This window comes from Paenibacillus radicis (ex Xue et al. 2023) (assembly GCF_024722015.1).
Classification (GTDB): Bacteria; Bacillota; Bacilli; order Paenibacillales; family NBRC-103111; genus Paenibacillus_S.
Window position 1 is genome coordinate 316,611 of record NZ_JANQBD010000001.1, and the last position, 12,964, is coordinate 329,574.

9 protein-coding genes are annotated in these 12,964 nt (G+C 46.8%); 4 read left to right on the top strand and 5 right to left on the bottom strand.

What is annotated here, in order from left to right; translation table 11 throughout:
- Nucleotides 1-28 precede the first annotated feature (28 nt).
- The 3 genes from NV381_RS01350 to NV381_RS01360 are packed head-to-tail and all read left to right on the top strand — an operon-like array spanning nucleotide 29 to nucleotide 3,112.
- Entirely contained in the window at nucleotides 29-910 is an 882-nt protein-coding gene (locus NV381_RS01350) for a carbohydrate ABC transporter permease (protein WP_258211452.1), read from the top strand.
- On the top strand, nucleotides 900-1,757 hold the full coding sequence (locus NV381_RS01355) for a carbohydrate ABC transporter permease (RefSeq protein WP_258211453.1): 858 nt from the start codon (nucleotides 900-902) through the stop codon (nucleotides 1,755-1,757). The genes NV381_RS01350 and NV381_RS01355 overlap by 11 nt, the downstream gene beginning before the upstream one ends.
- An 11-nt stretch (nucleotides 1,758-1,768) precedes the next feature.
- Nucleotides 1,769-3,112 (top strand): FAD-dependent oxidoreductase, encoded by a 1,344-nt coding sequence (locus tag NV381_RS01360; protein ID WP_258211454.1) that lies wholly within the window; start codon nucleotides 1,769-1,771, stop codon nucleotides 3,110-3,112.
- A gap of 180 nt (nucleotides 3,113-3,292) precedes the next feature.
- Here the strand turns inward: NV381_RS01360 and NV381_RS01365 are convergent, their stop codons facing one another.
- The 3 genes from NV381_RS01365 to NV381_RS01375 form a co-directional block, all read right to left on the bottom strand.
- The gene (locus tag NV381_RS01365; RefSeq protein ID WP_258211455.1) at nucleotides 3,293-5,590 is read right to left on the bottom strand and encodes a helix-turn-helix domain-containing protein; all 2,298 of its coding nucleotides are present in this window, start codon (nucleotides 5,588-5,590) and stop codon (nucleotides 3,293-3,295) included.
- Nucleotides 5,591-5,765: 175 nt separating this feature from the next.
- A complete protein-coding gene (locus NV381_RS01370) occupies nucleotides 5,766-6,071 on the bottom strand; it encodes an L-rhamnose mutarotase (RefSeq protein WP_258211700.1) in 306 nt (101 codons plus the stop codon).
- 59 nt (nucleotides 6,072-6,130) lie between these two features.
- Nucleotides 6,131-7,633 carry an L-fucose/L-arabinose isomerase family protein gene (locus NV381_RS01375; RefSeq protein WP_258211456.1) on the bottom strand — a complete coding sequence of 501 codons (1,503 nt, stop codon included), beginning with the start codon at nucleotides 7,631-7,633 and terminating at the stop codon, nucleotides 6,131-6,133.
- A gap of 125 nt (nucleotides 7,634-7,758) precedes the next feature.
- On the opposite strand from NV381_RS01375, the gene NV381_RS01380 reads away from it, so the two are divergent.
- Complete coding sequence (locus tag NV381_RS01380) at nucleotides 7,759-8,643, top strand: helix-turn-helix transcriptional regulator (RefSeq protein ID WP_258211457.1); 885 nt, start codon at nucleotides 7,759-7,761, stop codon at nucleotides 8,641-8,643.
- Nucleotides 8,644-8,696: 53 nt separating this feature from the next.
- Here NV381_RS01380 and NV381_RS01385 read toward each other — a convergent pair whose 3' ends face one another.
- Nucleotides 8,697-9,701, bottom strand: a complete 1,005-nt coding sequence (locus NV381_RS01385) for a zinc-dependent alcohol dehydrogenase family protein (RefSeq protein ID WP_258211458.1) — start codon at nucleotides 9,699-9,701, stop codon at nucleotides 8,697-8,699.
- A gap of 960 nt (nucleotides 9,702-10,661) precedes the next feature.
- A complete protein-coding gene (locus tag NV381_RS01390) occupies nucleotides 10,662-12,953 on the bottom strand; it encodes a helix-turn-helix domain-containing protein (protein WP_258211459.1) in 2,292 nt (763 codons plus the stop codon).
- Nucleotides 12,954-12,964: the final 11 nt, after the last annotated feature.

A 12,964-nucleotide genomic window follows, 5' to 3' on the forward strand; every position in this document is an offset into this window, starting at 1 on the left:
TTCACCTTTAGCAAAAAGGAAAAAAATAATGAATCCATTGGCACGCGAAGCGAACATTACAGGATGGATTTTTGTCTCGCCTATGGTAATTGGCTTTGCTGCCATACTGCTGGTCCCTCTGCTCCAGGCATTTTATATGAGCTTGACGGATTGGCCCCTACTTGGTGAATCCAAATTCATTGGCTTCGACAATTATGTTAGCATTGTGACCGACCGCGACTTTTGGCGCGTACTCGGCAACACCTTTTATTTTGCAGCGGGGCTGGTGCCGTTAAACATTGGGATAGCTCTATTGTTAGCAGTTCTGCTGGCCAAAAGCATGCCTGGCATCAGCATGTTCCGCACAGCCCTATTCGTTCCCGTTATGACATCACTGATCGTCTGGTCTATCGTCTGGAAATATATGTTCGCCACAGACTCCGGCTTTATTAATCAGATTTTGCAGCTAATCGGCGTCCAAGGGCCGGCGTGGCTGTATAATCCCAAGCTGGCAATGCCCGCGGTTATCCTTACCAGCGTGCTGAAAAACGTCGGCTTAAACATGGTACTGTTTATAGCAGCCTTGCAGCAGGTCCCTGCTCATTTATATGAAGCGGCCAAAATAGACGGCGCAGGACGATTTACGCAATTTTTTCGAGTTACGATTCCACTAATAACACCGACTTTATTTCTTACGATAATAATGACGGTCATTGGCTCAATGAAGGTGTTCGGACAAATTTACGTCATGACTCAAGGCGGTCCGGGAAGCAGCACCAAAGTAATGGTGTATTATATTTGGGAAAAAGCATTCAAGCTGTTTGAATTCGGCTACGCTTCAGCTTTGGCTTATATTCTTTTCTTTCTGATCATGGCATTCACATTGATTCAGTGGACGCTTAGGAAAAGGTGGATTTTTCATGAAAACTAAACCTTTGGCAGCAACTGCCTTTAATCGGATAGGTGTTACTCTCCATTATGCGGTATTAACCCTGTTCTCCGTCCTGCTGCTCGTTCCTTTTATCTGGATGATCTCGACTTCGCTTAAGGAACCGGCCAAAATTTTCGTATTCCCGCCGGAGTTTATCCCATCGCCCATCCGTTGGGCAAATTACGCAGAGGTACTACGAATCATCCCATTTCATTTGTTTTACTTAAACAGCTTATATATCGCCATTGTCGTTGTGATCGGAACGATTTTCTTCGCTTCGCTTGCCGGCTATGCCATCGGCCGAATCCCTTTCATAGGGAGAAACCTCATATTTTTACTGCTTTTAAGCACCATGATGGTTCCTACCGAAGTAACCGCTATCCCGATGTTTCTGTTCATGCGCGATATTGGTTTCCTCAATACGCATGTACCGCTGATTGTACTGCCGATATTCGGGGCGGGCGGCGTCTTCGGCGTCTTCGTCATGCGCCAATTTTTCCTTGGAATACCGAAGGACCTGGAAGAAGCGGCTATGATCGATGGCTGTTCAAGATTTCGTATTTATTGGAATATTATGCTGCCTCTGGCCAAGCCTGCGATAGCCACATTGACCATCTTTACTTTTCTGACAAGCTGGAATGATTTTTTTGAACCGCTCATTTTTATTAATGACCGTAAACTAATGACGTTACCGCTCGCGCTATCACTTTTTACCGATGAAGCAGGTACATCCTGGCATCATTTGATGAGCGCTTCAGCCATGGCGACGCTGCCGCTGCTTATTGTCTTCTTTTTCGCACAAAAGCAATTTATTGAAGGCGCAGCTATGACAGGGTTAAAAGAATAGGAGAGATGAAAATGACTCGCAAGCTACAGGCGGACGTTGTTGTTGTCGGTGGAGGGCCTGCCGGGATCAATGCGGCCATAGCCGCTGGAAGACAAGGGGCAAGCACGGTACTGATCGAACGGTACGGCTTCCTCGGCGGTATGTCAACCGCAGCCTCCGTCTATCCATGGATGACCTTTCACACGGAACAAGGACTGCAAGTTATAAAAGGAATCGGGCAGGAGATTGTCGAGCGGTTAATTGAACGCGGAGGATCGCCCGGTCATTTGCGTGATACCATTGGTTTTGTCCATACCGTTACGCCGTATCATCCTGAAATTTATAAGCTGCTGGCCATCGATATGCTGAAGGAGGCTGGCGTTAAGCTGCTCTTGCACAGTTTCGTGGACGGCGTTCAGGTGGAGGATCAGTATATCCGTTCGGTTCAGCTCACAGGAAAATCGGGCCCTATCCAAGTGTCCGGCAGCATGTTTGTCGATACCTCGGGTGATGCTGACGTCGCTTATTTATCTGGAGTCCCTACACTGATGGGACGAGATGGAGATAAGCGGACCCAGCCGATGACAATGAAATTTCGTATGCGCGGAGTAGATATTGAAGCCATCCGCCAAAATATGATAGAGAATCCAACTAATTTTTATCACAAAACGCCGTTTAGTGAGCTAAACGTTTTACCTCTTACGGGCATTCAGGGCTTTTATTCCCAGTGGAATGCGGCTCAAGTGCCGATTAACCGGGATCAGGTATTATTGTTCACCGGACCGGCTCATGACGAGGTTCTGGTCAACTGCACCCGGGTGCAGGGTTTAGACGGTACCAATGTCGAAGACTTGACTCAGGCGGAAGAGGAAGGGCTGCGGCAGGTTCTGCTAATGGCCGAATTTCTGCAATCCTCTGTTCCCGGATTCGCCCAAGCCTCCATTTCATCTGTAGCCACTCAGATCGGTATTCGTGAAACCCGAAGGATTGACGGGTTGTATCAGCTCGGCATCGACGACGTTGTCACAGGTAGACGATTCGATGATGTCATCGCGCGAAGCGGCTATCCGATCGATATCCACGATCCATCCGGCAAAGGAGTGACCGAAGCCTTGGTCCGAGGGGATGGAGCCTACGACATCCCTTACCGCTGCCTCGTCCCGCAGCAGGTGCACAATCTGCTGGCAGCCGGACGCTGCATATCCACTTCGCACGAAGCTCTGGCTACAACAAGATTGACTCCTAGCTGCATGGCCACAGGACAAGCGGCTGGCACGGCCGCAGCAATTGCCAGCGCTAACAGTACGACAGCTGCAGAGGTTGATATTAAGCAACTGCAGGCGCTGCTGGTTCAAGGGAACGCCGTGTTAGAGTAATTGTACCCCGCTTGACAGATTTAGCTCATATCAGCGGAACTACTTGTTCCTCTGTCATCTGAAAAGCTCAAAAAACAGAGAGATAAAGGAACAGCCGGTTCCTTTATCTCTCTGTTTTGGTGCATAGGGCTCTGATTCGGTCGTCATAACGGAATTACGATTTCTCACACTCGAAGGCCATTACGTCTTTCGGGCCATTTCACGATATTGGCTCGGCGTAATGCCTTCCTGTTTTTTAAATATACGGTTAAAATAACTGTGCTGATAGCCTACCTGGACGGCGACATCGTTAATTTTCAGCTCCGTATCTACCAGCAGCTCTTTGGCTTTACCCATTCGCAGCTCCGTCAAATAATCGATAAAATTTTTCCCGGTAACCTGTTTGAAGGTTTTACTCAAGGCTACCGGATTCAAGCCTGTATGATCAGCGCAGCTGTCCAGCGAAATATCGTTCATGTACTGATTCTGCAAGTAAATCATCGCTGATTCAATAACCTTCTTGATCTGCACATCGGATCTTGCCTCCAATTCCATCACAAAGGGCTGTATCACTTTGCCGTTGAACCATTTAATCATTTTCTGCGGTTCCCGGATTTGAGTCAGCTGCTCGTACAGATTGACGGATTTATACACTCGATTCGGATCCATGCCTGAATGACGAATAGCATGAAGAATACTCCCCAACAGCTGCAGCATGCTTTGCTGAATATCAATTTCCTTAGCTCCTCTTTCCCGCAACGCCTCCAGAAATGCAGCAATCGTTGTCTCCGCTTCCTGCTGCCGGCCTGTGCGAATCAATTGAATGATTTCTCTCTCAAGCACAAACGGATACCGCAGTTCATCGCTTTCCTCAACAACCTCCAGCATTTCCAGATCGATCATTTGATTCTCATTTTCAAAGTTCCGATAGCTTAATGCCTGTTTGGCTTCCTCATAACATAATGGGATTTGTACAACGGAGTATGCTGCCTTCCCTATGGTTACGGACACCTGAAGCTTCAATATGTGGTTGATCGCCTGCATCAATTCGTCGCTAAATGCGTGGAGCTCCATTCGATAGGATTGATCCGCAGGTACCATAATCAGCAAGCCAACCGATAAATCATGAAAATTTATTACGTTCGCTTGCTCCCATCGGTTAACAGCCAGCTCTTCGATCATATTTGCAGCCGCAAACGTAATTAAACCCTCATCGCCCTGCGAAAAACGTCCTGTTAAATTTTCGAATCCTGTAAGTTGAATATGCATGACCAGAAACAGCCGTTCATCGACCATCCAGTCCAAATTCCGCATGCGCTCCTTCAAATCTTCCTCCGAATAGGAGTAAAGAAATCCTTGCACAAGCTGCAGCAGGAAGCCTTCTTTGACGTGAGGGAGCTGCTGTTCGAGCCTGTTTTGAAGGGTCGTGCTTTCCCTGCTTAAGTGCAGCCATTCCTTCTCGATCATTTTAAACTCATCATTCTGCTCGTTCATATTTCCTGCGAACAGCTTATTGGCAGCAAGCAGTCGAACAAGACGGTCAATTGGAGAATAGATGCGTCGTGAAGCAAGCCAGGATAAGAGAAACGCCAGAAGCAGAGCCGAACCGCTGACGAACAGGATTAGTCTCGATATAATAACAACCGGCTTCGTAATTGCATTAATAGGAGAGGCGGAGACGTAAATCCAATCCGTACCGATTCTCGAGAAGGCCCCATAGGAGACGGTATAAGTGGTCTTCTTCCATTCATAAAGGAAGGAGCCTGATCTTGAATCCCGATGGAGCACCTCATTTCTTAAAGCCTCATCGAATAAAGCCTCTTTGGAGACTCCTGTGCTCGTTACCAGAACATTTCCGCTTGTCTCCATAATGAATGTTTCCCCAACATTATAGGGTGTCAGCGTTTTAAGTAAACCGGAAACCTTGTCTGCATTTATTCGGACCAGCAAAGCACCGAATGGTTCAAAATCAACTCCAGGCAATTTATGCACTAAGGTTAAATCCTTTACTCCGTCCTGGGCCGGATCTGTGTCCAAGCTTATCCAGAAAGCCAACTGCCCGCTAGCCAGCATTTGACTGTAGCTGTTCATAAGTATGGAGCTCTGGATAACATCATATTCAGGAGAAAATCGGATCGGCTTCACACCGTTAACGAATAGCTCAGCTTGCCTCGCCAAGGGCGTTGATCCCTGCATGACACCTAATGTTTTCGTAACATCTCGCGCCACTTCGAAATCTTTGAAAAAATTCGTTGTCAGCAGGCTCGAATTGAACTTCGGATCGAAAGCCCAGTGGGCAAGAGATTGCTCGATATAGGAGAATTGATCGTCGATATTGGCAGCTCTTTGCAATATTTGATTTTTATGCAGCTGCAGCATCTCATTCTCAAGGCGCTCCCCGCCCATCCAATATACGATGAAGCCTATTATAAAGCCCGGGATACTGGAAATAAGCAGAATCAAGATCAAGCTGTTACGGAAAAATCTGCCTTTTAACATGGTTGCACCATCCCGTTTCTCCCAAATTGTTACTTATATAGATTCGATGTTTTACAATTTTTTCCCTTTAATGCGACTATAGAGTCGAGAAAAATTCACGGCAAAAAGCCCCCAACGAAATTCGTCAGCGGCTTACACTCACATACCATGTTCTTATGCAGATCATTCTTACACACTAGTTCTTTACAAAGTGATACATGGCCGGGATTGCCTTGACCGTACTTCCGCTCTCCCAGACTTCGAGCATATCGGACATGTATGCCTGCCACCGCACATTAGCCGGATGATCCTGCAGCGATTTCATTGCCTCCTCGAAATTATCGACCGCCATGTAAACAAACAGCGTACCTTCATGCAGGAAAATATGGTAGCTGTGAATACCGACAGCCCGAAACTGCTCCTCAAGCTCAGGATCAACCTTCTCATGTCGTTTCTGATAGGCTTCAGCATCGTTCGGATCAATCTTCAATACAAAGGACATATGCTCCACAGGTTCACTCTCCTTGGCTATAAGTCAAAAAGTAACTTTCTAATCTGGCTCTATAAAGCAACATGCTTGATATTCATAAGATGGCTCACCTTGGCGAACAGTGAAGCATTATGCCCGATGGACAAGGCACAGTGATGGGTCGGAGCTTCAGCGAACCATTGCTCCATATAGTCATCCGGATGCTTCCCGAAACGGACAGGCGTTTGGGTATTGCCGATCCTCATAATTTGACCGTCCGTTGCTTCCCCAACACTACTGATCAGCTTCAGCTTCCCATCCCCGGTTTGCGTCACGTTCAGCGTTGTAATTGGACCGGTCTTCACCTTGGCCTCGACCGATATGCCAGTTCCTTGCTTGCCATGATAAAGCCCCATTCCGCGCAGCGTCGGCTTGCCGTCCGAGATTGCAATGTGGAACGGGCCGTCATGCCCTAGCAATATCGTCTCATCCTCATAATCAACCACGACAATTTCCGAGAAGCTGCCGCCTGTACCCGCAATATCGCAAATTTTCATCCCAAGTGCTGTCTTCAAATCTCCCTCACCTGCACAGGGTACGCCCTGCGCGGTAAGCAGTGAATGGCCGACAATGAAGCCCCCCTGCAGCTTCTCATATTCATTGTCAGGAGCGCCGTGATAGTAGTAGGTCAAAGCATCCAGATCGTACTCCCTTACGAGCTTTTCCTGAGCCGCAGCTACCTTGCTTGACCAATACATCTGCTCTTCAGTCGGCTTCCTTGCAATCGGATCCGTCGGTGAATCGCCGCTAATCTGAAACATCGCCTCGACCTGTTCCCGCTTCACCCTAACCTCTTGCTCACTCACATCCTTCAGCAGACGGTTCAAATCGCATATTTCCAACACTTCTACATGCAGACCCGTTTGCGCTTGGATCATAGTAAAGTCACTATACATATCCAGCATCCCGCTGTAGGTGTTCCCAAGAAAGCCAAATCGGCTATGCCGCAAATTTCTCGGAACCGAGGCTGCCCGAATCCACTCTTCAATATGCCGCCATACGCGAATAGCTTCCTTCCGCTCGCTTGTCGTTTCCACCGCCAGCGAGATGGCGGGTGTATAATCGAGCCCCAGCAGACCGTTTACCACCTTGAAATCGATACCGCTGCGATTAAACGCATTGGATATTTCCGGTACCGGGCAAGCGCCGCAATGAGCCAGCCATTCCCCTGTTGTCGTATGGTCATAGTTTATTTGTGCAGTCGGCTGCAGATTAAGAATGACAGCTGGAGCCTTGCAGATTTGGTGGACAGGCAGAACAGCGGAGCTCGTTGAATAGGTGACCGAATGGCAGAATACAAGATCCACATTATGCGAATTAAACCATTCGCCCGCTTTTCTCGCCTCTCCTTCCGTATCGACTAGCCCATAAAAATAGACCTCGCCCCACTCTGACATCCGTTTCTCCAAAAACTGTCCATACTCAAGCAGCCTTTCCTTCAATCCTTCGAATTGACTCCAATAAGCGCGAAGACCTATGGAATACAACCCGATTCTTGGCTTTTTTACCGGTTTTAGCGGAAGCAGCAGCGACATTTCAACATCCTCCCCGTCTCTCAAAATAATAGGTTTATAATCCAATTGTAACGGCTTACAATATAGAATACATCCAACTATCTTGGTCAAAAATATCGGAATCTTGCAGGAGGGTAGGAGCAGCTATGCCCCACATTAAGGAAAAGTCGGTTTGCAACTGGACAGAGAGCTCTGTCCGGCTTATCGCAACTCCCAGCTTAACCGCCAAACAGGCTTACTTTTATGTACAAGAGACAGGCAGCTTTCAAACCTTATCCGGCTATAGCACGGAGCGCGAATTTTTGGAATCATACCTGATTGTATATACGGTTGCTGGCATCGGGCACCTCCAGTACAAAGGAAAATCCTATACGCTTCAACCCGGTCAGCTTTTTTTCATCGATTGTATGGAATACCAGTATTACGAAACTGACAAAAACCATTTGTGGGAGATGCTGTGGGTTCATTTTCACGGAGGGACGAGCCCCGGCTATTACGAGCAATTCGCTCCGGAAGGGCCTGTAGTTACATTGCCGTCTGACTCGCCTGTTCCGGCTCTCATCATGCGCTTGATCGAGCTCCACCGGCAGCAGGACGTCCGGACAGAGCTGCTAAGCTCGTTGGTTATTACAGAATTGCTGACACAAGCTTTGCTCTCAGCTTACGAGCATCCGGCGGCTTCAGAGCCGTTTCTTCCCAGCCTTGTGGCTGCCGTAATGCAAGAAATGGACTCGCGATTTCAAGAGAAGCTTACCTTGGATTCGATAGCCGAACAATTCGCGGTCAACAAATACTACTTGGCCAAGCTGTTCAAGAAGTACTCCGGACTTACGCCAAACGAATATATTATCACTCGCCGCATCACCTTTGCCAAGGAGTTGCTTAAGTACTCCAGCATACCTGTCGCAGAAATTGCCGCACAATGTGGAACCGATAACGTCAGCCATTTTATATCCCTGTTCAAACATCGCGAAGAAATGACACCTCTAGCCTTCCGTAAAAAGTGGCAGCGTCCGCGGGATACCATATAAATAAAACCGCTGCCGCTCGCTATACAACCATAGTCGAGGGCAGCGGCAGCCGCTTAATATACAATTACGCCTTTGGCTACATTTAATTGCCCATACCGGCTCATCGCTTCGGGTATTTCCTCCAGCTTAAATCTGTGACTTACAATAGGCTCTACACGAACTATGCCCTGTTCAATAAGTGCAATCGCTTCCTCATGAGTATGTGGATTAATGAAGGAACCATAAATCCGCAGCTCCTTGGAAAAAATGGCAAAAGGAGATACCGTGATCTGAGTCTCGGGAGAGGCTACACCAAACAGCAGCACTTGGCCTCCCTTTCCCGCTGCTTCAATGGCCAGCTCCATAGAATCTTTGCGCCCGACACATTCAATAACCACATCGGCCCGATTCTTCAGCCCTTCCAATGCAGCTTCTGTTGGCTGCACTACCTCATCTGCTCCCAGCGCAAGAATTCCGGCATGCTTGTCAATAGCAGGTTCGCTGACAACAATACGGGAGGCTCCTTGCTTCTTGACCAGCTGCAAAAACAGCTGTCCAATAAAACCCCCGCCTATCACCAGTACGGTATGAGTCGGACGTATGTCGATTTTCTTAAAGCCGTGCAGCACACAACCAAGAGGTTCAACCATAGCTCCTTCTATATAACTCATTGAGTCCGGCAGCAGATAGCAATTAGCTGCAGGCGCTGTACACCATTCCCCCATGCCTCCATCTCGTGTAACACCAACCGCTTGTAAACGATCGCATAATTGAACACGCCCATCACGGCAATATTTGCAGCTTCCACAATACATATTCGGATCGACGGAAACCCGGTCGCCTACTTTAAGAGTCGTAACCCCTGCACCCAGCTCCATCACCTCGCCGGCAAACTCATGACCCAGCACAATCGGCGGCGTTACTGCCGCCGAACCCGGGTGCCCATGATAGATGTGCTGATCCGTACCGCAAATGCCGCAGCTTTTTACCCGGATTCTTACTTCATCGGAAGCCAGCTCCTTGTTTTCCCAACCTGTCACTTCAATGTGATGAGTCCCTTTTAATACGGCCGCTTGCATATTACATCTTCCCTCCATTGGCTTTGCTTGTATTTTGTGTCCAGTTGCCTGTTTACTATTCACCTTTTTTCTACGTCTCCCCATAATTATAGTCTACTCGGTGAATTCCGTATATTTCCCGTTTTTATATCATACCTAACTTGAACTGTACCTATTTCCACAAATCACCCAAATCCGTTTTAAGAAAAACTTCGGATCGAAGCCCTTTCGATGAGGATACATCTGTGTCTAAGCTGTAGCTTTTCTCGCAATATCAGACTTCTTCAGCTCCGCTGAGAACTTATAAAGTCTGGCTGATAGGATAAGAAAGGGCTGTCCCAAAATTCATTTTGGAACAACCCATCCACCATTTTATCTTGAACCATCCATCTTAAAGGTTCTTTTGCACATTCTATGGGATCGATAGCGCTTCTGTATTCTCAGCGAATAGCAGAGATGAGCTCGCTTTCCAACGCGTGCTAATCGCTGGATTCGAGATTCGTTTACAGCATGGTATGGCATTCGCATTCGCAGTCGGCAGCTCAGCGAGCCCCACGCAATTATCAGGAAATTGTCACGTTATTTTCTCCGAAACATAGCATTTCAGGCCCAATAACTGGAATTTCTCCTGCTAATTCTAAGGATTTTGGCTGATCTCAGCCATATCCACTAGATTAACAGGAGTTTTTCCAGTTAGATTACTTTCCAACGATATCCAGGCTGGATTAACGGGAGGATTTCCATCTATCGTCTTTCTTTCCGCAGCCGTAAGAGTATTCTGGTCTCCTTTGCAATGAAAGCAACCTTTGAGCATCTGTTCCGCTCGATGACTTAAGCAACATTAGAAAGGGCATTCTCACTTTAAATTCCTGTAGGGGCTAAGGTGCAGAATCGACCGGTTCCTTCCCTTGGCGTTCTGGCTTCCTAGGTGGGACAAGCGGGTCGTACTAGTTAACCAGTTGAGTTCATTCAACTTTAAGCTCACAACTTCGAATATAGCTCCCTATACCGGCCGGGAGTCAATCCTTCCAGCTTCCTGAACGATCGGATAAAATTTTGCGCGTTATAGAACCCCAGCTGCTTGGCGATTTCATTGATCCTCATATCCGTATCAACCAACCATTTCTTGGCCATATCCATGCGGAACTTATGAAGATAATCACTGAAGGTGACTCCGGTTTGGGACCGGAATACCTTGCTGATGTAATAAGGATGATAATTAAGTGCAGCAGCACACATCTCCAGGGTAACATCCTTATTATAGTTTTCTTCAATAATATGAACAACCTGCTCGATGATTTTCTTGTAATGGTCTTCCTTGCTATCCGATAAATGATCGATAATCGGCTCAATAATGATATCATGGAACCACTTTTCAATCTCATGCAGGTTTTTCAGCTCCAGCAGCTGGTTCAATAATGATTTCTCATCCTCAGTCCATATGACTTTGCTATGCCCCGAATCCTGCACGAACCGGACTACGCTAACCAGCAGCCTCACCAATGATAATTCATATTGCTTGATGTTCATTCGCTCTGCGGTTAAGGCTTCCATAAATTGATGCAGCAGCGGTTGGATCCGTTCTTTATCCATTGCTTTAACTGCATCCAGAAGCTCTTGTTCGATTTGAACCGGATACGATAATTTATTCGATTCTACGAAATCCATCTCATCATGAGATACAATTAGCGGCTGTCCTTGTTCCACCCTATATTTTAATGCTTCCAAAGCTTCATGGTAAGCCCGCGGAGTCGCATTGAATTCATGGTAAGGCTTGCTGATTCCTATACTAATAGGCAATTCCAAATAATAGCCGACCGATTTTTGGATTTTGCGGGTTAGCTCGTTCACTTCCGTTTTGATCAATTCTACATCTTCCTTCATCGTTCCGTACAAAGTAACCAGTGAATCCCCCATTACGATCGGATTTAAACGATTATGCACGGGAATAAGCTCGGACACAATATTATTCACCGCATACATGAGAATGTCTTTATCCTTCTCTTCATATCTCGTCTTTTCCAATGAATCTATCTGGACCGCAATGACATGCAACGTCTTCCAATGACTTGCCCCGTTCAAGCTTGGTAATTTATCCTTGATCTCCCGGTCCGCCAGCTCCCCCTGGAACAAACGGAGGACGAAAAAATAAGTCAGCTGCGGTATTTGCTCCTGAAGCTGGTTACTAATCTTCGTTTGGGTCTGCTTCATATGCTGGATGGAATAGCCAATCGATTCGATTTCATCTATAGTTTCTCGCTCACTGCCCTCTCCACCGTCGGCAACCATCGTATGCAGCTTACGGATCGGATTGTACATTTTTTGCGAGCCCTTATAGGAAATGATGCAAATAACACAAATGCTGATCAAAGTAGTAATCAACGTCAGCCAGCCTATTTCGCGGGATTCCTTATTCATGGCTGTTATTGAAACCAATGAGATGTATACCCATCCGTTATAATCCGATTTGCGGAACGAGATGCCCGTATGCCCGTCTTCAAAATAACCCTGCGGACTGTTCATTGCGATCAGCTTACCCATGTAAGGAGCTTGAGATACATCCTCCCCGATCATGCTCGAATCGGAATGGGCAATTATTTGATAATTCCGGTCTAGGATCAGAAACTCCCCAAGATCTGCATTCTGAATCAAATTTTTATTAAGCTCGTAAGTCGGAATCCTGGCAATAGCCAACCCAATAGGATCGGGTGAATTGATTGGAACCTTTTTGACCAGATTGACACTGTAATACTTCTTCGCTTTCGGATCATCAGAGGAGATGTAGGAATCATAGTAATCCTCCGTTTCCCAAGTCGAGAGCAGCGGGGATGACCTGTATTCCGATATCTTAGGAGATACTTGGCCCTTATCGAATCGGGACACCCCGCCCCCTGACAAAACCCATTCCCGGTTAAAATTAATTAGAGATACATTTTGTACCCCAAGCTCGAAGGTTTGAAAATAATATAAGTCCGTCAAAAGCTGATCCACCGTCTGAAAATCGTCGACTGACAAAGACTTGTTCATGGCCTGGTTAACGAAAGAGGAATTAACGAATTGGGTCACCGAGTTGTCTACATTTTTTAGAACCTGCTCCACTCTGGAATGAATTTGCGTCAAGATTTGCATATTTCCCTGAAGCACCTTTTTCTCTATCGTTTGGGATGCTTTGTAATAAGAAAATACGCCTAGGAAAATAAGCGGCAAGGTGCCTACCAGAAGGCAGAACAAGATCATTTTATATAAAAAACGACGCGGCAGCCTGATTTTCATTTCGTTCCTCC

Excerpts from the sequence above, each read along its gene's own strand:
- NV381_RS01380 (WP_258211457.1), top strand. The coding sequence starts at position 7,759 with ATGCCCCACATTAAGGAAAAGTCGGTTTGCAACTGGACAGAGAGCTCT.
- NV381_RS01350 (WP_258211452.1), top strand. The coding sequence starts at position 29 with ATGAATCCATTGGCACGCGAAGCGAACATTACAGGATGGATTTTTGTC.
- NV381_RS01390 (WP_258211459.1), bottom strand. The coding sequence starts at position 12,953 with ATGAAAATCAGGCTGCCGCGTCGTTTTTTATATAAAATGATCTTGTTC.
- NV381_RS01360 (WP_258211454.1), top strand. The coding sequence starts at position 1,769 with ATGACTCGCAAGCTACAGGCGGACGTTGTTGTTGTCGGTGGAGGGCCT.
- NV381_RS01355 (WP_258211453.1), top strand. The coding sequence starts at position 900 with ATGAAAACTAAACCTTTGGCAGCAACTGCCTTTAATCGGATAGGTGTT.
- NV381_RS01365 (WP_258211455.1), bottom strand. The coding sequence starts at position 5,590 with ATGTTAAAAGGCAGATTTTTCCGTAACAGCTTGATCTTGATTCTGCTT.
- NV381_RS01370 (WP_258211700.1), bottom strand. The coding sequence starts at position 6,071 with ATGTCCTTTGTATTGAAGATTGATCCGAACGATGCTGAAGCCTATCAG.
- NV381_RS01385 (WP_258211458.1), bottom strand. The coding sequence starts at position 9,701 with ATGCAAGCGGCCGTATTAAAAGGGACTCATCACATTGAAGTGACAGGT.
- NV381_RS01375 (WP_258211456.1), bottom strand. The coding sequence starts at position 7,633 with ATGTCGCTGCTGCTTCCGCTAAAACCGGTAAAAAAGCCAAGAATCGGG.